The organism is Candidatus Accumulibacter contiguus (assembly GCF_036625285.1).
Lineage (GTDB): Bacteria > Pseudomonadota > Gammaproteobacteria > Burkholderiales > Rhodocyclaceae > Accumulibacter > Accumulibacter contiguus.
Window position 1 is genome coordinate 1,834,711 of sequence record NZ_JAZKUC010000001.1, and the last position, 25,674, is coordinate 1,860,384.

General features: G+C 63.1%; 29 protein-coding genes and 2 pseudogenes. 7 read left to right on the plus strand and 24 right to left on the minus strand.

The genetic code is table 11. The features are described from left to right. Nucleotides 1-8: 8 nt before the first annotated feature. From V5B59_RS08940 to V5B59_RS09005, 14 genes and pseudogenes are all read right to left on the minus strand, one after another. A complete protein-coding gene (locus V5B59_RS08940; RefSeq protein ID WP_248594685.1) occupies nucleotides 9-1,031 on the minus strand; it encodes a taurine ABC transporter substrate-binding protein in 1,023 nt (340 codons plus the stop codon). 45 nt (nucleotides 1,032-1,076) lie between these two features. Beyond that, on the minus strand, nucleotides 1,077-1,634 hold the full coding sequence (locus tag V5B59_RS08945; RefSeq protein WP_211203302.1) for a hypothetical protein: 558 nt from the start codon (nucleotides 1,632-1,634) through the stop codon (nucleotides 1,077-1,079). Nucleotides 1,635-1,899: 265 nt separating this feature from the next. Beyond that, a complete protein-coding gene (locus V5B59_RS08950; RefSeq protein ID WP_372703516.1) occupies nucleotides 1,900-2,427 on the minus strand; it encodes a PLP-dependent transferase in 528 nt (175 codons plus the stop codon). A 29-nt stretch (nucleotides 2,428-2,456) separates the two neighbouring features. Next, nucleotides 2,457-2,807 (minus strand): PLP-dependent transferase, encoded by a 351-nt coding sequence (locus V5B59_RS08955; RefSeq protein WP_248594686.1) that lies wholly within the window; start codon nucleotides 2,805-2,807, stop codon nucleotides 2,457-2,459. After that, entirely contained in the window at nucleotides 2,743-2,922 is a 180-nt protein-coding gene (locus tag V5B59_RS08960) for a hypothetical protein (protein WP_248594687.1), read from the minus strand. Before V5B59_RS08960 ends, V5B59_RS08955 begins: the two co-directional genes overlap by 65 nt. Beyond that, nucleotides 2,919-3,116 (minus strand): annotated as a pseudogene (locus tag V5B59_RS08965) (OsmC family protein); the annotation flags it as partial. The pseudogene V5B59_RS08965 and the gene V5B59_RS08960, both read right to left, overlap by 4 nt. A gap of 14 nt (nucleotides 3,117-3,130) precedes the next feature. Next, nucleotides 3,131-3,949 (minus strand): ABC transporter ATP-binding protein, encoded by an 819-nt coding sequence (locus V5B59_RS08970; RefSeq protein ID WP_169069468.1) that lies wholly within the window; start codon nucleotides 3,947-3,949, stop codon nucleotides 3,131-3,133. Nucleotides 3,950-3,957: 8 nt separating this feature from the next. Continuing rightward, complete coding sequence (locus V5B59_RS08975) at nucleotides 3,958-4,797, minus strand: ABC transporter permease (RefSeq protein WP_169069469.1); 840 nt, start codon at nucleotides 4,795-4,797, stop codon at nucleotides 3,958-3,960. Between the two features lie 12 nt (nucleotides 4,798-4,809). Next, nucleotides 4,810-5,693 (minus strand): annotated as a pseudogene (locus V5B59_RS08980) (aliphatic sulfonate ABC transporter substrate-binding protein). Nucleotides 5,694-5,729: 36 nt separating this feature from the next. Then, a complete protein-coding gene (locus tag V5B59_RS08985; protein ID WP_372703519.1) occupies nucleotides 5,730-7,550 on the minus strand; it encodes a family 2A encapsulin nanocompartment cargo protein cysteine desulfurase in 1,821 nt (606 codons plus the stop codon). Continuing rightward, nucleotides 7,531-8,457: a family 2A encapsulin nanocompartment shell protein gene (locus tag V5B59_RS08990; protein WP_169069471.1), complete on the minus strand. Its 927-nt coding sequence runs from the start codon at nucleotides 8,455-8,457 to the stop codon at nucleotides 7,531-7,533. Before V5B59_RS08990 ends, V5B59_RS08985 begins: the two co-directional genes overlap by 20 nt. A gap of 150 nt (nucleotides 8,458-8,607) precedes the next feature. Next, nucleotides 8,608-8,829, minus strand: a complete 222-nt coding sequence (locus tag V5B59_RS08995; RefSeq protein WP_169069472.1) for a helix-turn-helix domain-containing protein — start codon at nucleotides 8,827-8,829, stop codon at nucleotides 8,608-8,610. After that, the gene (gene epsC / locus V5B59_RS09000) at nucleotides 8,826-9,791 is read right to left on the minus strand and encodes a serine O-acetyltransferase EpsC (protein ID WP_169069473.1); all 966 of its coding nucleotides are present in this window, start codon (nucleotides 9,789-9,791) and stop codon (nucleotides 8,826-8,828) included. Before epsC ends, V5B59_RS08995 begins: the two co-directional genes overlap by 4 nt. Nucleotides 9,792-9,811: 20 nt before the next feature. Beyond that, nucleotides 9,812-10,330 (minus strand): rhodanese-like domain-containing protein, encoded by a 519-nt coding sequence (locus V5B59_RS09005; RefSeq protein ID WP_169069474.1) that lies wholly within the window; start codon nucleotides 10,328-10,330, stop codon nucleotides 9,812-9,814. Nucleotides 10,331-10,558: 228 nt separating this feature from the next. Here V5B59_RS09005 and V5B59_RS09010 point away from each other — a divergent pair, with 228 nt between their 5' ends. Genes V5B59_RS09010 through V5B59_RS09035 form a run of 6 tightly spaced genes read left to right on the plus strand, consistent with a single transcriptional unit; the run spans nucleotide 10,559 to nucleotide 15,824 of the window. Further along, on the plus strand, nucleotides 10,559-11,581 hold the full coding sequence (locus V5B59_RS09010; protein ID WP_169069475.1) for an ABC transporter substrate-binding protein: 1,023 nt from the start codon (nucleotides 10,559-10,561) through the stop codon (nucleotides 11,579-11,581). Further along, nucleotides 11,581-12,366, plus strand: a complete 786-nt coding sequence (locus tag V5B59_RS09015) for an ABC transporter ATP-binding protein (RefSeq protein WP_169069476.1) — start codon at nucleotides 11,581-11,583, stop codon at nucleotides 12,364-12,366. The genes V5B59_RS09010 and V5B59_RS09015 overlap by 1 nt, the downstream gene beginning before the upstream one ends. A 44-nt stretch (nucleotides 12,367-12,410) precedes the next feature. Continuing rightward, nucleotides 12,411-13,238, plus strand: coding sequence for an ABC transporter permease (locus tag V5B59_RS09020; protein ID WP_169069477.1), 828 nt, complete (start codon nucleotides 12,411-12,413; stop codon nucleotides 13,236-13,238). A gap of 1 nt (nucleotide 13,239) precedes the next feature. Beyond that, nucleotides 13,240-14,037 carry a thioredoxin fold domain-containing protein gene (locus V5B59_RS09025; RefSeq protein WP_169069478.1) on the plus strand — a complete coding sequence of 266 codons (798 nt, stop codon included), beginning with the start codon at nucleotides 13,240-13,242 and terminating at the stop codon, nucleotides 14,035-14,037. Between the two features lie 12 nt (nucleotides 14,038-14,049). Further along, nucleotides 14,050-15,042, plus strand: coding sequence for a CoA transferase subunit A (locus V5B59_RS09030; RefSeq protein ID WP_169069479.1), 993 nt, complete (start codon nucleotides 14,050-14,052; stop codon nucleotides 15,040-15,042). Next, nucleotides 15,039-15,824: a CoA-transferase subunit beta gene (locus V5B59_RS09035; protein ID WP_169069480.1), complete on the plus strand. Its 786-nt coding sequence runs from the start codon at nucleotides 15,039-15,041 to the stop codon at nucleotides 15,822-15,824. The genes V5B59_RS09030 and V5B59_RS09035 overlap by 4 nt, the downstream gene beginning before the upstream one ends. A 26-nt stretch (nucleotides 15,825-15,850) precedes the next feature. Here V5B59_RS09035 and V5B59_RS09040 read toward each other — a convergent pair whose 3' ends face one another. Both V5B59_RS09040 and V5B59_RS09045 read right to left on the minus strand, forming a co-directional pair. Continuing rightward, on the minus strand, nucleotides 15,851-16,363 hold the full coding sequence (locus V5B59_RS09040; protein WP_169069481.1) for an RBBP9/YdeN family alpha/beta hydrolase: 513 nt from the start codon (nucleotides 16,361-16,363) through the stop codon (nucleotides 15,851-15,853). Between the two features lie 11 nt (nucleotides 16,364-16,374). Continuing rightward, complete coding sequence (locus V5B59_RS09045; RefSeq protein WP_169069482.1) at nucleotides 16,375-17,028, minus strand: DUF302 domain-containing protein; 654 nt, start codon at nucleotides 17,026-17,028, stop codon at nucleotides 16,375-16,377. A gap of 388 nt (nucleotides 17,029-17,416) precedes the next feature. On the opposite strand from V5B59_RS09045, the gene V5B59_RS09050 reads away from it, so the two are divergent. After that, complete coding sequence (locus V5B59_RS09050; protein ID WP_169069483.1) at nucleotides 17,417-17,854, plus strand: hypothetical protein; 438 nt, start codon at nucleotides 17,417-17,419, stop codon at nucleotides 17,852-17,854. 342 nt (nucleotides 17,855-18,196) lie between these two features. Here the strand turns inward: V5B59_RS09050 and V5B59_RS09055 are convergent, their stop codons facing one another. From V5B59_RS09055 to rsxC, 8 genes are all read right to left on the minus strand, one after another. After that, complete coding sequence (locus V5B59_RS09055) at nucleotides 18,197-19,366, minus strand: vWA domain-containing protein (RefSeq protein WP_169069484.1); 1,170 nt, start codon at nucleotides 19,364-19,366, stop codon at nucleotides 18,197-18,199. 19 nt (nucleotides 19,367-19,385) lie between these two features. After that, nucleotides 19,386-20,228, minus strand: coding sequence for an AAA family ATPase (locus tag V5B59_RS09060; RefSeq protein WP_332351814.1), 843 nt, complete (start codon nucleotides 20,226-20,228; stop codon nucleotides 19,386-19,388). 70 nt (nucleotides 20,229-20,298) lie between these two features. Continuing rightward, complete coding sequence (locus V5B59_RS09065) at nucleotides 20,299-20,727, minus strand: DUF1841 family protein (protein WP_169069485.1); 429 nt, start codon at nucleotides 20,725-20,727, stop codon at nucleotides 20,299-20,301. Between the two features lie 42 nt (nucleotides 20,728-20,769). Beyond that, nucleotides 20,770-21,426, minus strand: a complete 657-nt coding sequence (gene nth / locus V5B59_RS09070; RefSeq protein WP_169069486.1) for an endonuclease III — start codon at nucleotides 21,424-21,426, stop codon at nucleotides 20,770-20,772. A gap of 10 nt (nucleotides 21,427-21,436) precedes the next feature. Further along, a complete protein-coding gene (locus V5B59_RS09075) occupies nucleotides 21,437-22,126 on the minus strand; it encodes an electron transport complex subunit E (RefSeq protein ID WP_211203303.1) in 690 nt (229 codons plus the stop codon). Between the two features lie 28 nt (nucleotides 22,127-22,154). Continuing rightward, nucleotides 22,155-22,916, minus strand: coding sequence for an electron transport complex subunit RsxG (gene rsxG / locus V5B59_RS09080; protein ID WP_332351816.1), 762 nt, complete (start codon nucleotides 22,914-22,916; stop codon nucleotides 22,155-22,157). Then, on the minus strand, nucleotides 22,916-23,935 hold the full coding sequence (locus V5B59_RS09085) for an RnfABCDGE type electron transport complex subunit D (RefSeq protein ID WP_169069488.1): 1,020 nt from the start codon (nucleotides 23,933-23,935) through the stop codon (nucleotides 22,916-22,918). The genes rsxG and V5B59_RS09085 overlap by 1 nt, the downstream gene beginning before the upstream one ends. After that, complete coding sequence (gene rsxC / locus V5B59_RS09090) at nucleotides 23,932-25,671, minus strand: electron transport complex subunit RsxC (RefSeq protein ID WP_169069489.1); 1,740 nt, start codon at nucleotides 25,669-25,671, stop codon at nucleotides 23,932-23,934. Before rsxC ends, V5B59_RS09085 begins: the two co-directional genes overlap by 4 nt. Nucleotides 25,672-25,674: the final 3 nt, after the last annotated feature.

Here is a 25,674-nt window from a genome sequence, read left to right on the forward strand (position 1 = left end):
CCCACGGTTCACTTGCCAGCCAGGGCGCGCTGCAGGAAGGAAGTATTTATTGCCGGCGCATAGGACTCGGGAATATCCGCCTTGCGCAGTTCGCCAATCTCGGCCAGGAAGCTGGCGGCGTCATTGTACGATCGGGTGACGCGCGAATTGTTCTTGGTGGCCTCGTTGCCGATGTAGGCGGGGGTTAGCTGCTCGGCAATCGACGGATATTCCAGGCCGGACAGCGTGCTGCGTGCCGTATCCAGCGGGATGTCGAGATGCTTGGCAATTTGCTGCGCCGAGCCTTCGGGATCCTTCTTGTACTGGTCGACCTTGTCCTGCACCACGCGCAGGAACTTGACCACCAGGTCAGGATGTTTCTCGGCAAATTCCTTGCGCACCGCGAAGTTGTTGAAAATCAGCACACCATCCTTCTGCAGGTCGCGGGTGGCAAAGATCTCCTTGCCACCATCGCTTTCCAGTTGCTGGCTGAACGGCCCCCAGACGTAGGCGGCGTCGATATCGTTGCGTTTCCAGGCAGCAACGATTTCCGCGGGTTTGAGCGCCAGCGACTTGATCTTTTTGCGCTCGACACCGGCCAGTTTCACCGCCACTTCAAAAGCGTATTGTGCGGTCGAGTTGGCAGGAAAAGCGACGGTCCTGCCCTCCAGATCCTTGAGCTTGTTGATCCCTTTGCGGGCAATCAGGCGCTCGCTGGTGGCGATGATTTCCGGCGTACCAATCACCTCGATCGGCAGCCCGCGTGCAATACCGGCAGCCGCTGGACTTGATCCAAAGCGGGCAATGTCGATTTCCTTGGCAGCAAAGAGCGTCAGCACGTCCGCTCCGGAGTTGAACGGAATCCACTTTACCCTGGTCCCGAAAGCCTTGTCGAAAGCGCTGTCGATCTTGCCCAGAATCCAGACTCGCGGTCCGCCAGCGTAGGCGAAGCGCACCTCGGACGGCAGCGTTTCGGCATGCACCGAAGAGGACAGCGCCAGCACCGATACGACTAGAAAATACAGCAGCATCTCGATCCACTTTGCCAGCATGAGGGTTCTCCTGATTGGGTTCGTCCGGGCGAACACTATAGGGCGCTACCCTTCACGCTGGAACGAAGATAAAACGATGTTCTTATATGAACCTGGCACCCGCAGACCGCCGACTTGCCATCGCGGGCGCACCCATCTGCTACACTTCGCTGCGTGCCGCCGACGTCGATTTCCACCGCCTGGTCGATCAATCGGTCGTCCGGGCTGGCGCCCTGGCGGTACGCTTCGCCGTAAAAAGGGCTTGAAGGTCGAGCCGGGCTGGCGGTGCGCCTGCTGCACATGGTCGAAGGCCTCCTGCTCGAAGTCGCGGCTGCCGACCCAGGCCTTGACGTGGCCGTTGCGCGGATCGATGGCCAGGAAACCGATCTGTATCTGCGTCTTTTGTTGGCGCAGCACGCGCATGAGGTCCTTGTCGGCCGGCAGTTCCTGCATGGCCTGGGCAGGCGTCCGGCCCTTGGCGATGGCGGCGGCGTACTCCGGCGATTCGCGGATGAAGGCCTGGATCAGGCTGGAGTCGTTGCTCCACGCCGAGCGCTTTCCCCAGGCCGCGTTGGCGAGGTTCTGCAAGCTGTTGCCCTGCCATGAAGGGTTCGTATCAAGCACGAATGGGCTCGTGCGCAAGCGTTCTTGCCAAGGATTTTTCGGGAGGGAGAAGCAAAATTTACAGGACAGTGTATCGGCATGTCCCCCCGCTTCGGGGATTTTCTCACCCGCCGATTTTCCTGGCGCGATGGAATCCCCGTATGCCTCCTGCGAAGCATCAAGGGAGACGCAGGCTCAGCGGCTGCAACCAGACCGGCGTGCGCCTGTCGATGAGGGCGTTGATCTGCTGGCAAACGTAAAAAAGGACGCTGCGAAAAAGCAGCCGTCAGGCGGCCAGCGCCTGCATCAGGTCGGCAATCAGGTCATCGGCGAATTCGATGCCGATCGACAGCCGCAGCAGGTCGTCGGGAACCAGCGTGCCGGCGCCCTCGACACTCGCGCGATGTTCGACCAGGCTTTCCACGGCACCGAGCGAGGTGGCTTGCCGGAAGAGTTTGAGCTTGCCGGCCACGGCGCGGGCCCTTGACTCTCCGCCGGCGATACGCACCGACAGCATGGCGCCGAAACCACCCTGCATCTGGCGGGCGGCAACTTCGTGGCCCGGGTTCCCGGGTAGCCCTGGGTAAAGGACCTCGACGACAGCCGGATGAGCGGCCAGGAAATTCGCGATCTTTTCGGCGTTGCCCGCAGCAGTCCGCACGCGCAGGAAAAGGGTAAGCAGGCCGCGCTGCAACAGCCATGCTTCGAACGGCCCGAGCACGGCACCGCCAAGATTGCGCGCCTTGCGGATGCGCAGCCAAAAATCGTCGGTATCGCGGGTGGGTAGTGGTCCAGACGTGGATATCAGCCTCATATAGTATTTTATAATCAATATCTTATAGGTTAGCATATCCACTTGAGGAACACCACCCGCGGGTGATCAAGGCACCGGCGACGACATCGGAGTGGCCGTTCAGGTATTTTCAGGTCGCTGTTGGTGTACAGCGCCAGCTCGATGCCCCACTGGCTTGTGAAGTCGCGCAACCAGTTGCGCCAGGCCCAGTAAGCGGAGCGTGCTGCCACGAGGCGGTCGCCAGGTTTAAGGGCAAGCAGGACGGCCGTTGCCGCCGCCATGCCGGAGGCAAAAAGCAGTGCCTGGGCGCCGCCTTCGAGTTCGGCCAGCAGTTTTTCAGCGCCGTCGTAAGCCGGGCTCTGGTCGCGCGAGTAAATGACGACCACCTGGGTAGCTGCCATCGGCAGCCCGCTCGAAGGTGGTGGCCAGATGAATCGGCTGGACGATGTCGCGATACGGCTCGGCGACGCCGCTGCCGCCATGCGCGGCCAAGGTTTCTGGGTGAATCTGGCTCATGCCAGCCTCTGCCGTTCGAGATGCAGTTGCGGCGGCCGCTTCAGCGTCTGATAGATGACGCAGTAACGCTCGGAGAGGCGCAGCAGATTGTTCAACTGCTCGTCGCTCGCCTCGGTGTCGAGCACGAACTTCAGGCGGATGTCGGTGAAACCGACCGGCGCTTTCTTGCTGACTCCGAGGGTGCCGCGGAAATCATGTTTGAAAACCTTCAGTGGGCAAAATTGAATCGGGAAATGAACAGCGGCTCTCGGCAGCCCACCGATTGCTCAGGATTTTCGGAGAAGTCGAGGGAGTCGGGTTGGCCACCGTTGAGCAGGTTGAGGATATCAGCTGCACGCTGGGTCAGTTGCAGATTGCGGCGGTCGCGCGGGCGCGGCAGACCGATCTCGATCTCGCCGCTGATCCGCCCCGGGCGGCTGGCCATGACGACCACCCGGTCGCTCAGGTAGGCCGACTCGTTGACGTCGTGGGTGACCATCAACAGCGTCGTGTCGTGATGGCTGGTGATGGACAGCAGCAGATCCTGCAGGCGCATGCGGGTGAAGGCATCAACGGCACTGAACGGTTCGTCGAGCAGGAGCAGTGCGGGCTGGGTGAACAGGCCGCGGGCGATTGCCGCGCGCTGGGCCATGCCGCCCGAAAGCTGTTTCGGGTAGGCGTTGGCGAAATCTGCCAGGCCCACTTCGGTCAGCAGTTCATGGACCCGCGGATGCTTGCCGCCGGCCCGTCCGAGATCGAATCCGACGTTTTCGGCGACGGTCAGCCAGGGCAACAGGCGCGGCTCCTGAAAGATGAAACCGACATCGCGCGAATGCAGGTGGGGCCTTTCGCCCTTGACGCGGACCTCGCCCTGATAGTCAGAGCCCAGCCCGGCAATGATGCGCAGCAGGGTGCTCTTGCCGCAACCGCTCGGGCCGACCAGGCTGACGACCTGGCCCTGGTCGATGGAGAACTCGACATTGTCGATGACGTGATGGGTCTGAAAATCCTTGGCCTTGACGGCCAGTGCCAGCAATGGTTGTGACATGGTATGGCTCAGGAGGGACGGCTGTCGAAGACGTCGCGCCAGGCAAGAAGGCGGCGTTCGAGCCAGCACAGCAGGCTGTCGCTCAGTTTCCCGAGCAGGGCAAGGACGATGATGGCGACGATGACCAGGTCGGCCCGACCGGTCTCGCGGCCATCGGTCAGCAGATAGCCAAGGCCTTTTGTCGCGGCGATCAGTTCGGCGGCGACCAGGAACATCCAGGCCAGCGACAGCCCGGAACGCAGGCCGGTAAACAGGTTGGGCAGCGATGCCGGCAAAAAGATCCGGGTAATCAGCTTGGCACCGGTCAGCCCGTAGATACCGCCAACTTCGACCAGCTTGCGATCAACATTCTGGATGCCGGCCACGAAATTGAGGTAGACCGGGAAGAAGGCGCCGATCGCGATCAGCGTGATTTTCGGCGACTCGTCGATGCCCAGCCAGAGCAGCAGCAGCGGCACCCAGGCCAGCGAGGGAATGGCGCGAATCGCCTGGAAGGTCGGGTCGAGCAGTGCTTCGACACAGCGTGACAGGCCGACGGCAGCACCGACGATCAGGGCCAGGCCTGCGCCGATGGAAAATCCGATCACGACACGCAGCGAACTGACGCCGATATGACCGAAGATGGCGCCACTCTGTCCGAGATCGGCCAGCGTGAACACCAGTTCGCTCGGCGGCGGCAACAAATGAGCGCTGACCCAGCCGAGACGGACCACGCTTTCCCAAATGATCAGCAGAATCACCGGCACGATCAGACCCTGGCCCTTGCGGGCCAGGGTCTGCCACCGGAGTGAATTGCCTGCAGGGGTCTCGCCCGATGCGGGGAGAATGGCGGTACTGCTCAGGCTCATCCGGTGGACCCCTTAGCGAACGACGGCTTTGGCGAAGCTCGGCTCGATCAGTTCATCGATAACTTTGTTCACGTCCGTGCCCTTCTTGACCAGTTCCTCCTCGATCAGGATCGAACCGGCAGACTTGAAGGCCTTGATGTGTTCTTCACCCGGCACGGAGTTCTTGAAATCGTTGCGGGTCAGTTGCAGTTTGGCCACCGGTAGCGACAGTTTGGCTTCCTCGGAAATGATCTTGGCGGTTTCGTCCGGATTGGCGATGATCCACTTGCGTGCTTTTTCATAGGCAGCAATGACCTTCTTGACGTGATCCGGATGATCCTTGGCAAACTTCTCGGTGACATTGAGGAAGCCGTAGGTGTTGTAGGCAACGTTGCGGTAGATCAGCTTCGATCCGGCCTCGACTTCGCTGGCTGCCATCAGCGGATCCAGGCCGGCCCAGGCATCGACCTTGCCTTGCTCAAGAGCGGCGCGGCCATCGGCGTGCTGCAGTGCGACGTGCTCGATGTCGGACTTCTTCAGGCCTTCGGCGTGCAGGCTGCGCAACAGAAAAAGGAAGGGATCGGTGCCCTTGGTAGCGGCCACTTTCTTGCCCTTCAGGTCCTTGATCGATTTGATCGGCGAATCCTTGGGAACAACCAGCGCGGTCCATTCCGGGCGCGAGTAAATGTAGACACCCTTGATCGGGTTGCCGTTGGCCTTGCTCAATACTGCGGCCAGGCCAGCCGTCGAGCCGAAATCGATGCTGCCGCTGTTGAGATATTCGAGAGCGCGGTTGCTGCCGGCGCTGAGCACCCATTTGACTGGAACGTTTTCGGCCTTGAGGTCCTGCTCCAGCCAAAACGCTTGAGCACCAGGCTCGGTGCGAACATGACAACGCCCCGGGGTGCACGCAGCACGCCGGGGCGCTTCTCTTTCCCTAGGCCGGCAGCCGGCTAGCTGACTGCCCGGCCCTTTCCCCTCGCCAGGCGCTGCAGTACCGACACCAGCAAATCCACTTCCTGGCAGGTATTGTAGAAGGCCAGCGATGGCCGCACCGTGGCTTCGACACCGAAGCGGCGCAGGATCGGCTGCGCGCAATGATGGCCGGCGCGTACGGCAATGCCTTCCTCGTTGAGCGCTGCCCCGACCTCCTCCGGGCGGTAACCGGCGAGGACGAAGGACAGCACACTGGCCTTGTCGTCGGCCGTGCCGATCAGGCGAATGCCGGGGATCGGCTTGACCCGCTGCGTCGCGTAGGCAAGGAGGTCATGCTCGTAGCGCGAGATGTTCTCGATGCCGATCCGCTCCATATAGTCGATCGCCGCACCAAGGCCAACGGCATCGGCGATGTTGCCGGTGCCGGCCTCGAAGCGCGCTGGCACGCCCTGGTACAGGGTGCGCTCGAAGGTGACGTCGGCGATCATGTTGCCGCCTCCCTGCCAGGGCGGCATGTCTTCGAGAATGTCGCGCTTGCCGTAGACGACGCCGATGCCGGTCGGCGCAAATACCTTGTGGCCGGAGAAGACGAAGAAATCGGCATCGATGGCCTGCACGTTGACGCGCATGTGCGACACTGACTGGGCACCGTCGACCAGCACCCTGGCGCCCGCCCGGTGGGCGAGTTCAACGATTTCCTTGACTGGCGTGACGGTGCCCAGGGCATTGGAGACCTGGCTGACAGCCACCAGCTTCGTGCGGTCGTTCAACAGTCGCTGGTATTCTTCGAGCAGAAGCTGGCCCCTGTCGTCCACCGGAATGACCCGGATTCTGGCCCCCGTTTCGGCGGCGAGCTGCTGCCAAGGGACGATGTTGGCGTGATGTTCGAGCAGCGAGATGATGATTTCGTCGCCTTCGCGGATGTTCTGCCTGCCCCAGCTCTTGGCGACCAGGTTGATGGCCTCGGTGGCGCCGCGCACGAAAATGATCTCCTCGGCCGAACCCGCGCCGATGAAGCGCGCCACCTTGCTGCGAGCGGCCTCGTAGGCATCTGTCGAGCGCGCCGCCAGTTCGTGCGCGGCACGGTGGATGTTGGAGTTTTCGTGCTGGTAGAACTGCACCAGTCGATCGATGACCGCCTGCGGCTTTTGCGTCGTCGCCGCATTGTCGAACCAGACCAGCGGCTTGCCATTGACGCGTTCGGCGAGGATCGGGAAGTCGCGACGTACAGCCTGCACGTCGAAGGCCGGGAAGCGCCCGACATCGGACTGCGGGACTGACGCCGGCTGATCGAGGAAGTAGTAGCCGCCGTGGCCGGGCGCCGATGGCGGCGCTGCCGCCGGCAGTGAGCGTTCGCCGGCGAGTTCATCGAGCACGCGGCGCAGGGCGGCCTCGCCTGGCAGTTCGAAGGGGTGGGCGACGACGTGATTGTCCGCACCCGCTGCCGGTGCCTGGTGTGCTGACGAGAGCGCCGCTGCTTCACCGAGGAAGTAATACGGCGACCCCGGTACACCCGCGGGGGCGCTGATCGGGGCGGTCATCGGCAACGCGGCGGCATAGGCTTCGGGCACGCCAAACTCCGGCGCGACAGGCCCCGCTTCGACCGGCGCCTGGCCGACCGAGGGCGCGGCGAAGGGCTGCAACGCCGGCCCCGGCTCGCCGATGGCCAGGCCCTTGATCCCCGGCGCCAATGGCGAAGACGAGGCCTCGCCCCCTGGCAGTGCCCGGAAAAATTCGCCGGCGAGACGGGCAAGCGCCGTTTCGTCCGGCAGCCCCGGAATGGCCGCGAGGCTGAAGGGCAATGCGCCGGGCAGCGAATCAGCGGTAGGTGTCAGCATAGTCATGGTATTTGTCGATCTCCACGTCATCGAGGACAGCCAATGCGTCTTCCGTATGGACAGCCAGCGAGCAATAGAGCGAAATCAGGTAGGAGGCAATGGCATTACGGTCGATGCCCATGAAGCGCACCGACAGGCCGGGGCTCTGTTCGCCCGGCAGGCCCGGCTGATAGAGGCCGACGACCCCCTGGCGCTTGTCGCCGACGCGCAGGAGCAGAACCTTGGTCTTGCCGTCCTCGACCGGCACCTTGTCCGACGGGATCAGCGGGATGCCGCGCCAGGTCACGAACTGCGAGCCGAACAGCGAAACGGTCGGTGGTGGAACGCCGCGGCGGGTGCACTCGCGGCCAAAAGCGGCAATCGCCAGCGGATGCGTGAGGAAGAAGGCGGGTTCCTTCCAGACCTTGGTCAGCAGATCGTCGAGGTCATCCGGCGTCGGCGCGCCGCTCAGCGTCGTGATGCGCTGACCGTCGGCGACATTTGCCAGCAGGCCGTAGTCGCCGTTGTTGATCAGTTCGTTCTCCTGCCGCTCCTTGATCGTCTCGATGGTCAACCGCAGTTGTTCCTTGATCTGGTCGTGCGGACTGCTGTACAGGTCCGAAATACGGGTGTGTACGTCGAGGACGGTGGTGACGGCGCTGAGGAAGTACTCGCGTGGCTTCTCCTCGTAATCGACGAAGGTCTGCGGCAGTTCCGACTCGTCGCGCTTGGCGCAGGCGACTTGCACATTGCGCGGGTTCTTGACCTGGTTCAGGCGGTAGATGCCGGCTTCGACGGGCAGCCATTGCAGCAGGTGCGTCAGCCAGCGCGGGGAAATGGTCGAGAGCTGCGGGACGGTCTTGGTGGCGTTGGCCAGTTGCCGTGCGGCGACATCGCTCAGGGCGGCTTGGTGGGGACTATCTGCCATGGGGTACTCCTTGCAATTGTGACAGGGGTTATAAGAAAAACGCATAAGCAAATAAATTTTGCTTAAAAGGCAACATTACCCTTTGCGGGACGGGTAGCTCAACATGCTATAGCCACCACCAGGGCCGATGCCGCTGACTTCGGGCGAGCGCTATCCACGCTCGCAACGAGCGACCAGAGCCGAGAGGTCGACCTCCAGCGCTCGTGCCAGCTTGTCGGCGGTGATCAGCGAAGGACAGGCAATGCCGCGCTCGATCTCGCCGACGTAGGAGCGGTTGAGGTTGGCCTTTTCCGCCAGACGCTCCTGCGACCAGCCGTGCGCCTGACGTAACTGCCGGACGACGACCGGGAAGCGGTCGCTGAGGCCGTTCAAATGCCGCCGCCGTCTTCGAGAATCTCGTTCCTGGCAAACGCCTGGGTGACGATGCTCCCCGGCGGAACGCTGTGCGTCAGCCAGACGTTGCCGCCGATCGACGAGCCCCGGCCGATCGTGATGCGGCCGAGGATGGTGGCGCCGGCGTAGATGACCACATCGTCCTCGACCAGCGGATGGCGCGGCGAGCCCTTCTCGAGGGCGCCGTCGGCATCGACGGTGAAGCGTTTGGCACCGAGGGTAACCGCCTGATAGAGACGAACCCGCTGGCCAATGACTGCGGTTTCGCCAATGACGACGCCGGTGCCGTGATCGATGAAGAAGCTGCTGCCGATACTGGCGCCAGGGTGGATGTCGATGCCGGTGGCGGAGTGGGCGAGTTCGGCGACGATACGGGCCAGCAGCGGCACGCCGAGCCGGTACAGGGTATGCGCCAGGCGGTGGTGAATGGTCGCCAGCGTCCCTGGATAGCAGAGAACGATTTCATCGACACTGCGAGCAGCCGGATCGCCACGGTAGGCGGCCTCGACATCGCTGTCGAGAAGGACACGAATGTCGGGCAAAGCGGCAGCAAACTGGCGCACGACCTCGATCGCCTGCTTCTCGATGGTCGCGGCGTCGACCTCCGGGTCGTGCCGGGCAACATGCTGCAATTCCAGGCGCACCTGGTCTACGAGACTGCGCAACGCGATGTCGAGGGTGTGGCCGACATAGAAATCTTCGCTGTGTCCCTGCTTCAGATCGGGCGGGCCAAGGCGCATCGGAAAGAGTGCGCCGCACAGCCGCTCGACGATGTCGCGCAGAGCGTCACGGGAAGGAAACTCGCGGGCGCCCGATTCGAGGGCGCGGTGCTGCGCCAGGCGCCAGCGCTCACGAGCAGCGCGCAGATCGCGGACGATGTCGTCAAGACCCGAGAGCGCCGAGTTCGACGGATCGGGTAGTGAACGAAAGGTTGCGTTCATCAATCGTTTTTCCTCAACGCTCAGTCCTGAACCCAGGGCAGGCCATGGTAGCGCCAGCCACCGGTCACACCGCGTTGTCCGTCGGCAGTAATCTCGCCCTCGAAGCCTTCCAGAACGTTGAACACCCGCAGGAAGCCAGCGCGTGTAGCGGCTTCGGCGGCCGCGGCCGAGCGCTTGCCGCTGCGGCAAATGAGGAGAATCACGTCGTTCTTGGCGGCCTTGCCTGCGAGTTCACGGGCGAAGCGCGGATTCTTCGTCAGAGCCGCCCCGGATTGCCATTGCACCAGTGGAGTACCGGGCACGTGACCGACGTACTTGTATTCCTCGGTGGTGCGCACGTCGATGAGAATGGCGACCCCCGCCTCCGCCAAAGTCCAGGCCTCGTGCGGCGGAATCGTACCGGCGTAGGGAAGGTTCTCGCGCGCGGCACGCGCGGTCGCTGCGGCGAGGATGCCGTGCAGGTCGGCGTCGTGCGCAGCAGCATCCGAGTCGTATTCCGTCGCGATCGGGGCAAAGTCGGGTTGGGCAGTGGCAAGCATCGAAGTCTCCTGGACATGGAAAACCAGCCGTCGTGGTGATGGCGCCGGCCTGTGGGCAGCACTCTAACCGCAGGGTCTGTGACAGCGAACGAAGAAAAACTGCGTTGCTTATAACGGAATGGCGCTAATAGTCTGTGGGGTATAAGCAACGAATGAAACAATCGTTCTTGTCGCTTGTTGGACACGCTAGAGTTCCATCCTGAATTTCCCCACTCTCAGGAGAACGCGATGATCCAGTTGAAAACCCTGCGCTGCCTGCTACCTGCCCTGGCCCTGGCAACGGGGCTCGGCAACGCCACGGCGGAAGCGCTCAAGGTTGGCTATCTGCCGGTGACCGGCCACGCCAAGTTCTTTGTCGCCAAGGAGCAGGGCCTGTTCGCCAAGGAAGGGCTGGAGGTCGAGTTGATCGAATTCCAGAATTCCGCCGACGGCCTCAACGCCATCGTTGCCGGCAAACTGGATATCGGCGCCTTCGGTACCACCGCACCGGTGGCGCACATTGCCAAGGGTGCCAAGATCAAGATCATCGGCGGCATCATGGGTGGCGATGCCGCACTGATCGCGACGCCGGCGAATGCAGCGAAGATCGCCAGTGTGGCCGATCTCAGGGGCAAGAAGATCGCCACCGTACGCATGGCTTCCGGGGATGCCGTGCTGCGCGGCGCCCTCAAGGACAAGGGTCTCAACTGGAAGACCGACGTCCAGATCTTCGAATTGAAGAACCCGCCGGCGGTGATCGAGGCAGTCAAGTCCGGCCAGGTGGACGCCGGGTTGGTGTGGGGACCGCACGACCTACGGGCCGAAGATCAGGGCTTGAAGGTGGTGATTCACTCCACCGATCTGCAGCCCGGTCATCCGTGCTGTCGCCTGGTAGTCACCGAGGCCAGCCTGAAGAACCCGGTCACCTGGGAGAAATTCCTGCGCGCCATCCTGCAAGCCGAGAAATTCGCTGCCGAAAACAAGAAAGAGACCATCGAATCGATCGCTCATTACGTCAAGATCGACCGCCAGTTGCTGTGGCGCGGTTACTACTCGCCGTATCTTGACCAGTCGAGCGACCCGGATGTCAAGGGTGTCAAGCACTTCGCCGACGTGATGGTGAATAGCGAGTTCATTTCCGCCAAGCCCGACCTCGACGCCGCGATCGACGTGCGTGTGTATGAGAAGGTGCTGAACCAGTTGGCGAGGGAAAATCCGGGCGATCCCTTCTGGAAGAAGTTGCAAAGAGAATTCAAGCAGAAGGACGCGTGATGAGCCCTGGCCTCAAGCTGGAGGGCGTTGGCTTCGCCTACGACACGACGCAGGTCCTTCAGGACATCAACGTCACGATTCCGGAGGGTCAGTTCGTCAGCCTGCTGGGAGCCAGCGGCTCTGGAAAGACCACCTTGCTGCGGCTGGCGGCGGGCCTCGATCCAGTCGGCAGCGGCCGCCTGACCTGGAATGGCGCGGCGGTGGTCGGCACCAGCCTGGAGCGCGGCGTGGTTTTTCAGGATTACGCGTTGTTTCCCTGGTTGTCGGTGGTGGATAACATCGAGATCGCGATCGCCAAGGCCAAGCCGAAGGTCAGGAAAGCCGAACGGCTGGCGGAGGCCGCCAGATACCTCGGGGATCTGGGGCTGCAAGCAGCGATCGGCAAGTACCCGGGCGAACTGTCGGGAGGCATGCGCCAGCGCGCCGCGATTGCCCGTGCGCTCGCCCTGGGTTCCCCGCTGCTGTTGATGGACGAGCCCTTCGGGGCGCTCGATCCGGTGAACCGTGCTCGTTTGCAGGACCTGCTGCTGGAGGTCTGGGAAGTCGCGACACCGAGAAAGACCATCGTCTTTGTCACCCATGATGTGGACGAGGCGATCTACCTCGGCGATCGCCTGGTCGTCCTCGGGTCGTCACCGGGTCGGGTGATCGCCGACCTGGAGGTGCCACTGCCGCGACCACGCGAGCGGCGTAGCCTGCTCGACAGTCACAGCCTGCATGCGCTGCGGGAACAGGTGGCGGCGACGCTGGTGCAGGATACCCTGGAGCGGCTCAAAGCCGCCTGAAGCCCGCCCGCTGCAATTCAACAAGGCAACAAGGAGGATGACCGATGAGTGACTTTATTGCCCTGGTGGACCTGCAGGTGCCGGCAGCGGTGCCTGCCGCATCGGCTGAGCCCGGTCCGGCACCCGGCTGGCTGGGCCGTGCGTTGGCAAGCGTTTCGGTCTGGATCGTACTGCTGCTGGCCTGGTGGGTCGCTTCAGTCCATCTGCCGCTGGGCGACAACCCGCTGCTGCCGTCGCCGCTGATCACTGCCAGGGCACTGTGGGAATCGCTGCCCGAACTATGGGCGGGGACCCTGTCATCGCTGACCATCCTGATCCCCGGCTTCGCCCTGGCAACACTGCTTGGCATCGTCTCGGGGCTGACAGTGGGCACGTCAGCGCGGCTACAGCGGATCTTCCTGCCCTTCGCCAAGGTCGCCGGCCCAGTGCCGCCGACGGTATACATCCCGTACGCGATCGCCATCCTGCCTACCTTCAAGCTGTCGGCGATCTTCGTTGTCTTCATCGGCGCCTTCTGGCCGATCTTCCAGAATGCCGTTGCCGGGGCGCATGCGCTGGAACAGCGTTATCGCGACAATGCCCGCATCCTCGGCCTGACTCGCTTCGAGTACCAGCGGCGCGTCGTTTTTCCCGCGGCCTTGCCGCATGTCTTCACGGGTATGGCGGTGGGCCTGGCCTTCTCGTTCATCCTGCTGACCGTCGCCGAACTGTTCGGCGCCAACGCCGGCCTCGGCCGCTTTGTCCAGTATTACGCGGATTTTGCCGACTATCCCAAGATGGTTGCCGGGATCCTGTATACCGGCCTGGTGACATTCCTGGCGATGACGCTTCTCGACGGCGTCCGCCGGCGGTCGCTGTTCTGGTTGAAATAGCATGCGGCGTCACCCTTTCCGTCCGTTGATTCCGACATACCTGCAGGTCGCTGCCGGCCTGCTGTTCTACCTGGTCGGCGGCGGGTCGCAGGCGGCGCTCTTCGAGCGAAGCGCTGACAATCTGCAGCAAGAGGCGGAGGCAGCCCACGCGGAAGGGAAGCGCTTGGCTGTCGTCCTCACCCTCCCGGATTGCCCCGGCTGCCGGGAAATGGAGAAAACCGCCTATCGTGACCGGCGCACGGAGAAGCTGATCGAAGGCCGCTTCCGGACGGTTCGTCTTGACCTCTCGCGCTCTGCGCCGATCATCGACGCACTGGGGCGTGCCACGACGGTCGCCGATTTCGCCAAACGCCTTCGCGCCGTCGCGACGCCGTCCTTCGTCTTCTTCGCGAGTGACGGCAGTTTCTCTTACCGGTACACGGGCACTCTCGATCAAGCCGGGCTACGCGACCTCGCCGATTACGTTGTGCGGGCGAAGTTCGAAGACTTTCCGTTCGTGCCACGGAACGCTGCCCGCGGCAACCCTGCCGCTCGTCAGGAGAGGGCGCTGTACGCCTCTCCTCCCGCCGGCAGTCTGCCGCTCTACCTGCAACTGGTGGCGGAGAAAAGACCGTCGGCGAGTGCGGGCTATACCGTGGACCATACGGCCGGTGTCTTCCTGTTTGATGCCAACGGTCGCCTGCGCGGCCTCGCCCCGTTCGGCCAGAGCGTCGCCGACCTGCGCAGCGACCTGGCCCACCTGCTGGCTGAAGGCTCCGGCGGACCAGCAATAGCGCAGCGACTTGCGCGTGCCAACTGAAGAGATGGACGAATGCCCACCAACAAACTGATTACCCTTGCCGAGGCCGTTCGCCGCTACACTTGGGATGGCATGCAGTACGCGAGCGGTGCGGCCCTGCCGGTCGGTTCGGATGCCATCGTCTTCGGGCGTGAACTGTTGCGCCAGCAGCGCCGCGAACTGCACGCCATCTTTCACGCCAACACCCAGCAACTCAACCTGCTGGCAGCGGCAGGCGCGGTGACCCGGGCAGAATGTGGTTTCAGCGGGCTGGAGGGCTTCGGCTTTGCCAACGGCCTGCGGCGGGCCATCGAGCAGGGCAGACTGGTCCTTGAGGACTTCTCGAATCTGGCGATGGCGCTGCGCCTGCTGGGTGGTGCGCTGAACTGGCCGTTCGTTCCGGCGACGGTCAATATCGGCTCGGACCTGCAATACCGGCGCGCTTTCGAGCCCGACGTGCACCCCAATCCAAACAAGATACCTTCGGTGACCGATCCCTTTTCGGGGAAGCAGATCGGCGCTTTCTCGCCGCTGCGTCCTGATCTGGCGGCGATCCACGTGACGCTCGCCGATCCGGAGGGCGACGCGATCATGCTCGGCACGGAGTGGAGCCGCTTCGAACTGTCGCGGGCGGCGAGAAGAGTCGTTCTGCTGGCCGATGCCATCGTGGACACCGACTGCATGCGCCAGTATCCGAATCTCGTGCGCATCCCCGGGATCGTCGTCGAAGCCGTCGTCTACTGGCCGTTTGCTGCCTGGCCGCAAGCTTCGCCCGGTATGCACGACGTAGACGAGGCCCACATGAAGGCGATGAACGTAGCTCTCGGTAGCGACGATGGTACGGCCGCCTACATCCGCGACTACGTCGAAAGTTACGCCGATCTCGATGGCTATCTCGACCTGATCGGCCGCGAGACGATCAGCGAACTTTCGAACGGGGCGACCGCTTTCCTGCTTGACCCCTACCGGCGCTGGCTGCTTCCCCATGCCGAAGCGCTGGCCCTCACCGCGGAGGCCAGCACATGACTACCGATTACAGCCGCCAGGAGATGATGGCCATCGCCACCGGCCGCGAGATTCGCGATGGCGAACTGGCCATCTTCGGCGTGGGTCTGTCGATGCTCGCCGGCTACTTCGCGCAGGCCCATCACGCTCCCGGCGTCCGCGCCATGACCGAAGGCGGCGTCTATGGCGCGAGACCGGTTGGCGGCCTGCCCTGGGGGATCGAATGCAATCGCCTGGCGGTCAATGCGGTGAGCTTCACCAGTGCCCTGGACGCCCTCGGCTGCCTGGTCGCCTCCGGTCGCTGCGACGTCGGTATCATCGGCGCCGCTCAGGTCGATCGCTTCGGCAATGTCAACACGACCGGCATCTGGGACGGGCCGATCGGCGAAATATACCGCCCACCGAAGACTCGCCTGACCGGCGCCGGCGGCGCCAACGACATCGCCTGTGGTGCCAAGCGGTACCTGATCATGGTTAGCCATGAGCCGAAACGCTTCGTGGACCGGGTGAGCTACGTCACATCACCGGGTTACCTCGACGGTGGCGACGCCCGTGAACAGGTGGGTTTGATCGGTGGCGGTCCCTCTGCAATCATCACCACCCTCGGCATCCTGCGGCCCGACCCGCAAAGCCGCGAATTCCAGCTCGACGCCTATTTTCCATTTTCCGGTGCCGAGGAGATTCTGAGCAATACCGGCTGGGATCTAAAGGTGGCGGCCGACGTCCGCGTCGTCTCCGAGCCATCGTCCGAGGAACTCGCGGCCCTGCGCCGCGTGGACGAAACCGGCATGCTGCGCCGGTAGCGAGGGCCAAAGGGCCCCGGCGGGCCCTAAGTTCGTCGGAGTTCATGGAACAGGGCGAGGCCTTCCGGCCATGCGCCGTAACCCGACTCGACGTTGATGTGACCTGCGTCGCCAAGGTTGCGGTAGCGGCTACCCCAGACGCCTGCCCAGTGTTCGGCGACGCTGCGCTTTACCCACGGATCGTTGTTGCTGGCGACGACAAGGCTGGGGAAGGCAAGTCGCTCTTCCGGGAGCTCGGCCGCTGCCCCGAAACGCTCGGGATCGGCAGGTGCCACGAGCAGGGCCGCGCGGATACGGGTGGGGCAGACCAGACCGGCGCTGACTGTTGCGAGGCAACCAAAGCTGTGAGCGACAATCCACACCGGCTTGCTCTGGGCGTCGATGGCTGCGCGCACGCGTGCCGCCCATTCGGGAAGACCGGGCTGGTTCCAGTCGGCTTGCTCAACCCGCCGGGTATCGCTGAGCGTGCTTTCGAACCAGGTCTGCCAATGAGTTGGCCCACTGTTGCGCAGACCCGGGACGATCAGGGTGATATCCATGGACTTGTCGATCAGCCCAGGGTGTCTTTCCAGATGCTTGTCGCCCAGGCCCGCGTGTAGAGACCTTCCTCGACCGACGCCTCTTTCGAAACGCCACCGGAGCCCTCCACCACCAGCGGCACCTTTTTCTCCGGCCAGATCTTTCGCTGCGCGTCCTCGACGACGGCGATGCGGCAGGGTAGAAAAGCCGCGAACTCGAGACTGTAATCGAGGAGTTCCCGGGCAAGCAGCGCGTCACAGAAGTGGTAGATCTCGACCCTGGGTGTCGGCTTGCCGGTCATCGCCTCGATTTCCTTGTGGACCGGGTGGGTACCAATGAACTTCAGGTTGATCTTGTTTGCCCGGAGCTTCATGGAGGTGATGACATCATCCCAGGAAAGACCCGGCTGCGCTGCGACCTTGTAGGTCACCAGGTTGATCAGTTCGCGGATCGAAAGCGGTGACTGCGCCAGCGACGTCTGAAGAAACGTTCGCCGTGCCTCTGGCGTAATCGGGTCCATCATGGTGTTGGGAGTGAACGGCCGCACATTCGACGCTGATAAGGGGATCGCTGCCGGGAGGCTGGAAGGGCCGCCGACGTTCGCGGCGTCATTGGCTTGCGCCAAAGCCCCGCTGGCAGCCAGGGTCAGACTCATTGCGAGGAGAGCGCTCGGGTGGCTCGCCATGTCACCTTCTCGCTTTGTCGTTCATGCTCTTCTCCTTTCCAGGCCTGCCGAAACGGGCCGACAAGCGGCGCATGATGCCAACCACCAGGAGTATCGCAAACGATTTATTTCCCATAAGCAAATAGTGATTCTGCCGACTCGCGCCGGATCCCGAGGTGGCGCGAATAGCGCTGCCGGAAATTGGCTTCGGCAAATATGGTTATAAGAAATTCTTACTTTGCCTGCCGTTGCTCCCTGCATAATCTTGGGGTTTCTTTGATCGTCGAATCGCCTGGGGTGCCGTGACCAGTTGCCAGATTGCCAGGGCCTTGTTGCCGCTTCCCGCTGCAAGCAGCGTTCAGACGTAGGCGAGCGAACCGCATCCGGGGGTGGATTGAGGGTCAATCGGATGTCGCATCACGCAACACCAGAGACGACGAGCGCCGGATCAAGCACCGGCGATTCCCCTGCCTGCGAGCTGCCGGCCCATTGGCAATTGCCGACCATGCAACGCAATGCGCTGAGAAAGGTATTTGATCGTCCCGAGTTTACTCCCGGTGAGGTGGCCGGCCTTGGTCATCGGCGCCTCGAGCGGGCCGAGGGAATCGGCCGAAAGGGCCTGGCAACGATCATTGAGTGGTTGCGGTACCAGGGCTACGAACTCGCTAGCGACGCCCATGGTTCACAAGCCCGAGATCTTGCTACGGCTCGGCGGCAGATCAAGAAGCTCGAAAAGGCCATGCGTGTTCTGCGAACTCACGGTTATACGGTCCTCCGGAGCGAACCCTCCGCGGATGACGGCAAGGACTGCTGCAACTCGCCAGAGATTCCTGACATCTCTGAATAAGGCGATCTCCGGGAATCAAGCCAATGATTTATCTATTTTTTAATTCAATCTGTTGTTTGTTTTCTGGTGCGGATGATTATCGATACCGCTCGCCAAGTGTAAAAAATTTCGACACCCGGAAGCCGTCAATGGGCTTCCAGGAGCGAGCCAATCGCGCGGAAAGCCCCAGCAAGGGCGGGAAGCGGGCTTTGCGCGGAGTGTAAAAACCGACCGCCGGAATCGGAATGCTCGGGGCTGCCATCCAGGCCACTCTGCCATCAGCGGCCAACGTCGGACTTCGGACCGACCGAGCGGCATCGCCGCCCTCCCCTTCAGCGCCAGGCCTTCCGCAGGCCATGGCCCCTACTTGCTCAACAACCTCATTCCCCGCTCCAGCCCATCGAGTGTCAGCGGAAACATCCGACCCCCCATCAGGTTGTAGATCAGCGAGGTCGATTGCCGGTATGGCCACGACTGTTCCGACTCGGGGTTGAGCCAGATCGCGTGCGGCCAGGTTTCGGCCAGGCGGCGCAACCAGGTGGCGCCGGGTTCGGCGTTGTTGTATTCGAGGCAGCCGTTGGGCTGTACGAGCTCGTAAGGACTCATCGACGCGTCGCCGACGAAGATCAGCTTGTAGTCATTGCCGTATTTGTGCAGCACGTCCTGGGTGGCGATGCGCTCGCTGTGGCGACGGCGATTATCCTTCCACAGACGGTCATAGACGCAATTGTGGAAATAGTAGTGTTCGAGGTGCTTGAACTCGCTGCGGCAGGCCGAGAAGAGTTCTTCGCAGACGCGGATGTGGTCGTCCATCGAGCCGCCGATGTCGAGGAACAACAGCACCTTGACGGCGTTGTGACGTTCCGGGCGCATGTGCAGGTCGAGCCAGCCGGCGTTGCGCGCGGTGCCGGTGATCGTGCTTTCGAGGTCGAGCTCGTCGGGAGCGCCCTGGCGGGCAAAACGGCGCAGGCGGCGCAGCGCGACCTTGATGTTGCGCGTGCCGATTTCGACACGATCGTCGAGGTTGCGGTATTCGCGCTTCTCCCAGACCTTGACCGCCGAGCGGTTCTCGCTCCTGCCGCCGACGCGGATTCCCTCGGGATGCGTGCCACCGTGTCCAAACGGCGAGCTGCCGCCGCTGCCAATCCATTTGTTGCCGCCGGAATGTCGCTCCTTCTGTTCGGCGAGGCGCTGTTTGAAGGTTTCCATCAGCTTGTCCCAGCCGAGCTTTTCGAGTCTGGCGCGTTCGGCGTCGCTCAGATGCTGCTTGACCGCCTGCCGCAGCCACTCTTCGGGGATCAGTACGTCCATCCCCGGCAGTGCCTCGACTCCCTTGAAGTACTCGCCGAAAGCACGGTCGAACTTGTCGAAATGGGTCTCGTCCTTGACCAGGGTGGCACGCGACAGCACATAGAAGTCGTCGATGCTCTGTTCGATGACATGCTGCTGCAGCGCTTCGAGCAGGGTCAGGAATTCCTTGATCGATACCGGCAGGCGGCTCGCCTTGAGGTGCAGGAAGAAGTCGATCAGCATCGTTGCTGCCCGATTTGCCTCAGCGGTTCTGACGCGCCATGAAAATCAGGCGCTCGAAGAGGTGTACGTCCTGCTCGTTCTTCAGCAGCGCGCCGTGCAGTGGCGGGATCGCGGACTTCTGATCCTTGCTGCGCAGCACTTCCGGCGGAATGTCTTCGGCCAGCAGCAGCTTGAGCCAGTCGAGCAGTTCCGAGGTCGAGGGTTTTTTCTTCAGACCCGGAATCTCGCGCAGTTCGAAGAAGACCTCCAGTGCTTCGCACAGCAGTGTCGGTTTCAGGCCGGGGAAGTGCACGTTGACGATCCTGGTCATCGTCTCCTTGTCGGGAAAGCGGATGTAATGGAAAAAGCAGCGACGCAGGAAGGCGTCGGGCAGTTCCTTCTCGTTGTTCGAAGTGATGAACAGCACCGGTCGGTGGCGCGCACGCACCTGCTGACGGGTTTCGTAGACAAAGAACTCCATGCGGTCGAGTTCGCGCAGGAGATCGTTGGGAAATTCGATGTCGGCCTTGTCGATCTCGTCGATCAGCACCACCGATGGCGTTTCGCATTCAAACGCCTGCCAGAGAATGCCCTTGACGATGTAGCTGCCGATGTCGGCAACCTTCGCCTCGCCGAGCTGCGAGTCGCGCAGGCGCGACACCGCATCGTATTCGTAGAGCCCCTGCTGCGCCTTGGTCGTCGATTTGACGTGCCACTCGAACAGCGGCAAGCCCAGGGAGGCAGCCACCTCTTCGGCGAGCATGGTCTTGCCGGTCCCCGGCTCGCCCTTGATCAGGAGCGGGCGCTGCAGGGTGATCGCGGCGTTGACCGCCAGGGTCAGGTCGCGGGTGGCGACGTAGGTATCGGAACCGGAAAAGCGCATGGCGGGAATCCTCTCAGTGACGGTCTGATTTTACCCGCAAATGTCCCGACAAGGGTCAGGCTGTGGCGTTTCAGCGGCTCGCCGTCTGCCGCAAGCAATCCAGGTAAGCCGCCGCATCGATTGCCCCACCCTGCCGCTGCGCACGCCAGAGCGCCTCGCCAAGACACTCGATGAACGCGTGTTCGGCGGCATGCACCTCAAGGCGGGTGCGCAGGGCCTGATAGGCGGCACGAATTCCCGGTGGCTGGTCGATGCTGATCTGTTCGGCGATGGCGAGGTGCAGCGAGAGATGGAGAAAGGGATTCATCTGCCCGCTCTCGGGCGTGAACTCCTGCTCCAGCGCCAGCGCCGGGTTTTCGAGCAGAGCGTGGTATTCGGGGTGATGCAGGATCAGGTCGGCAGCCGTGACCTCGGCGCCTTCGAGAATCGCACGTTCGCGGTATTTACGCCAGGCTTCGCAGAAAAACTGGCGGACCTGTTCACGGCTGGGATTGAACATGGCTTCTCCAGGCTGCGCGGGGGATCGGAGCAGTGACGGCGTTCATCGGGGCGGCGGCCCGGGCGGAGCACTGGTCTTCTCCGGGTAGGCACAGAGATCGGCAATGCTGCAGCGCCAGCAATCGGGCTTGCGCGCCTTGCAGACGTAGCGCCCGTGCAGGATCAGCCAGTGATGGGCGGCATGCAGGAATTCCTCCGGTACCGCCTGCAGCAGCGCACGTTCGACGGCCAGGGGAGTCTTGCCGGGGGCCAGCCCGGTGCAATTGGCGACTCGAAAGATGTGCGTATCGACGGCGATCGTGGCCTCGCCGAAAGCGGTGTTGAGAAGCACATTGGCAGTCTTGCGACCGACCCCCGGCAGCGCTTCGAGGGCTGCGCGCGAGTGCGGGACTTCGCCGCCATGTTGTTCGAGCAACTGCCGGCAGGTGGCGAGGATGTTTCTGGTCTTGCCCTGGTAAAGGCCGATGCGGTTGAGGTAGGGGGCCAGACCGCTTTCGCCGAGCGCCAGTATCGCCTGCGGCGTCGGCGCGTCGGCAAAGAGCTGCCGGGTGGCGAGATTGACGCTCTTGTCGGTGGCCTGTGCCGACAGGATGACGGCAATCAGCAACTGGAAGGTGCTGGCGTAGGCCAGTTCGGTGGTCGGTTCCGGGTTGGCCAAGCGCAGGCGGGCGAAGAGTTCCTGGGCTTGAACACGGTTCATCGTCGCCGACTCAGACGCCATCGCCGAGCGCCAGCAGTGGTGGCTGTGATTTCGGCCGGCGCGCAGCGGCGCGGGCTTCGAGCCAGTTTTTCCAGGAAATCAGGCAGCCGAGCAGGATGAAGGCGCCAGGTGGCAGCATTGCCAGCAGAAAACCGGGATAGTCGGCCGGCAGCAACTGCAGGGGCTGCAGCGCCGGAAAAACCATGTCGATACCGGCCAGCAGCGTACCGCCGCCGATCAGTTCGCGCAGCCCACCGAGCAGGGCAAGCGTCCACAACATGCCGACGCCCATGAAGACGCCGTCGAATGCCGCTTGCAGTGGCGGATTCTTGTTGGCGAAGGCTTCGACACGCGCCAGCACGATGCAGTTGGTGACGATCAGGGGGATGAAGATGCCAAGAACCAGGTACAACTCATGCAGTTGGGCATTGAACAGCAGATCGACAACGGTCACCAGCGCGGCGACGATGAGGATGAAGACCGGGATGCGAATCTCGTGCGGGATCAGGTTTCGCAGCGATGCGACGGCAACATTGGCGATGGCCATGACGACGATCGTCGCCAGCGACAGCATCACGCCGTTGACCAGATTGGTGGTCACGGCGAGCAAGGGGCAGAGGCCCAGAATCTGCACCAGGCTGGTATTCTGGTGCCAGATGCCGTTGGCGCCGATCTGGCGGAATTCTTCACGACTGATCATTTCTCTCCTCCTGCGCTCGCGCTAACGGTCATGACTTTTCCAGGCACCCTCGATCGTGAAAGTCATGACCGTTTCCCTCTCCCCCGACCCCTCCCCCGCGAGGGGGGAGGGGAGATTCGTGAGTCGCTGACGCGACTTTTACATGCAAGAGTTGCTGGCGATTTTCGGCAACGTAGTGTAAGGCCTTGTGCACCGCCTTGATCACGGCGCGCGGCGTCACCGTCGCGCCAGCGACCGAGTCGAAGCGACCCTTGTCCTTCCTGACCCGCCATTCGCGGTCGGCTACCGTCGCCAGCGAGAGACCGTCAAACTGCCGGATCCACGGGTGCTCCTTGTTCTTGTCCTTCCTCGGATCGATGTAGTCGCCCAGGCCTGGGGTCTCCTTGTGTTGCGTGACGCGGACGCCGAGCAGCGTTCCGTCGGCGGCGACGGCGATCAACAGGCGGATCTTTCCGGAATAGCCATCGGGAGCGACCGCTTCAAAAACCAGCGCGCTGGTCTGGCCGGCCTTGCGTGCCAGGTAGGCAGTCGTGGCTTCGTCGGTACCGAGGGCAGTGCTCGGCGGCAGCGGCAGATGATCGTTCAGCAGGTCGTTATCGTAGAGTTCGCGCGGCAGCACTTCAGCGATCAGCTTCATTTTTTCCTCTGCGGCGGCGGCCTCGATCGCCGTCCGGGTCGACAGGAAAGCGGCAGCCAGCAGGCTGGTGAACGCCACCACGAAAATCAGCAGGATGAGCGCCGTGCGCACCGCCATCCTGGCCGCACTGGGCGTCTTCTGCGGTAGCGTCATTACTGCTTCTTCATGCCGAAGATCGGCGGTTGCGTGTACCTGTCGATCAGCGGCACGCAGAGGTTCATCAGCAGCACGGCGAAAGCGACGCCGTCCGGATAGCCGCCAAAAACGCGGATGATGTAGGCCATCACACCGGCGGCAAAGCCGAAGATCAGTTTGCCCCTGTTGGTGGTACATCCGGAAACCGGGTCGGTGACGATGAAGAAGGCACCGAGCATCGCGCCGCCGGAGAACAGATGGAAGAGCGGATTGGCAAACTGTTGCGGGCTCCAGACCCAGAGTACGGCGGCGAGCAAGGACAGGCCGCCGATGAAACCGAGCGGTGCATGCCAGGTGACGATCCTGCGCTGCCACAGCCACAGCCCGCCGACGAGATAGCCGGTAGTGACCCATTCCCAGCCACGCCCGGCGAAGTTCCCGAAAACGTCCTGCGTCGCCAGCAGCGTCGGCACGTCGACCGCGCCATCGCCGAGTTTCAGGGCGGTCTTGAGTGCATCCAGCGGAGTCGCTCCGCTCATCCCGTCGATACGCGGTGCGAGACCGGCAATCAGCTTGAACTGCTCGATCAGGGTCAGCTTGAGGCCGAGCGCCGGCCACTGCGACATCAGCGCCGGAAACGAAACGATGCACACGGCGAAGGCGATCATCGCCGGATTGAAGGGATTCTGACCGAGTCCGCCATAGAGATGCTTGGCGACGACGATCGCGAACAGCGTGCCGACGACGATCAGCCACCACGGCGCCAGCGGCGGAAAAGCCAGGGCAATCAGCCAGGCAGTGACGACCGCGCTGCCATCGCTGAGGAACAGGGCGAGTGGCCTGCCGCGCAGCCAGAGCATCAGCGCCTCTCCGGCCAGCGCGGCGAGCGTGGCCAATAGCAACTGCAAGACGATGCTCACACCGAGCAGCCAGACACCGGCGGCAATTCCAGGCAACAGGCCGATCAGCACCTGCAGCATCACCCGCCGCACGCTGCTTTGCCCGAGCAGATAAGGAGGAGTCGAGAACTCCGTCATTCTGCTGCCCGCTCCGGTGGGGTCACTGTGTTCAGCGGCGACTCTGCCTGCAGGGCGGCGCGGCGCGCCTCGATGGCGGCGATTTCGCGCTGCTGCTGGGCAGAGAGTTGCCCGGTATTTCTGGGCTGGACGGCGGCGCGCTGGGCACGGGCACGTTCCATCGCCGCGACGATGGTCGCCTTCTTCTGCGCATCGGCATCGGCCGCAGAGCTGACAACGGCCGGTTCGCTGGCCAGGGCGCTGCTAACGCCCGCTTCAACGACCGCTGCGCTCGCAACAGCGCTGGCCGGCTTCCGTTCGCTGCTCCGGGCTGTGCTGGCCCTGGCCAGGCGATCGGCCTTCTCGGCCTGTTCCCGCTCGGCGCGTGCATTGCGCAGTTCGAAGCGGGCTTTGGCGGCTTCTGCCGCCTGCTTTTCCCGCTCACGCGACCAGATTTCACTCTTGGCAAAACGAAAGTACTGCACCAGCGGAATGTGCGACGGGCAAACGTAGCTGCAGCAGCCGCATTCGATACAGTCGAAGAGGTAATACTCCTGCGTCTTGCCGAAGTTTCTGGCGCGCGCGAACCAGTACAACTCGAACGGTTGCAATTCGTGCGGACAGACTTCGGCACAGGCGCCGCAACGGATGCACGGCATCTCGGGCGGACTCGGCGGGAACAGCGTCGGCGAACCGGCGATGACACAGTTGGTGGCCTTGACCACCGGCGCAGCGAGGTCCGGGATCTCGAAGCCCATCATCGGCCCACCCATCAGGTATTTGTTGGTGTCGGCTTTCGGCTGGCCGAGCGCGACCAGGTCGCGTAGCGGCGTACCAAGCCGTACTTCCCAGTTGCGTGGCTGCAGGACGTTGCCAGTCAGCGTGACGATGCGCGAGATCACGGGCTCGCCATAGGCCAGCGCCCGATACGCGGTATAGGCAGTGGCGACGTTGAAGCACTGCACGCCGAGTTCGGTCGAGCGCTTGCTGGCCGGGACTTCCTTGCCGGTCAGGACGCGGATCAACTGCTTGGCACCGCCGGCCGGGTAGCGGGTGGGAACGGCGACCACTTCATGATCCTCACCCAGTCGCTGCACCGCTGCCTGCATTGCCGCGACGGCTTCCGGCTTGTTGTCCTCGATGCCGATCAGCACTCGCCTGGCCGCCAGCAGCTCACGAAAGATCGCGCTTCCGCGCACGATTTCCTCGGCGCGCTCGCGCATCAGCAGGTCGTCGCAGGTCATGAAAGGCTCGCACTCGGCACCGTTGATGACCAGTTGTTCGACGGCGACAGACCTGGCCGCGGTGAGCTTGGCGTGGCTCGGAAAGACGGCGCCGCCAAGGCCGACGACGCCGGCATCGCGCAGCGCTTCGCGTACGCCCTCGGGCGGCAGGCTCCGGTAATCGAGCGGTGTGCACGAGATCCATTCGTCACGGCCATCCGGCTCGATGACCACGGTCAGCGTCGGCAGCCCCGAAGGGTGCGCAGCAACGTGCTCTTCGATGGCCAGAACGGTTCCGGAGGTCGGCGCATGCACGGCTGCCGACACCCAGCCGTCGGCACCGCCGATCAATTGCCCTTTGAGTACCGGCTCGCCGACCTGAACGAGCGGATTCGGCACGCCACCGATGCTCTGGTGCAGCGGCACGTACAGGCGCGCCGGCAGCGGCGCCTGGCCAATCGGCTCCTGCACCGAAGGCGCCTTGTTGGTCTGCGGTTTGACGCCGCCCTTGAAGCCGAAGAGGTGCTGGAGCATTGC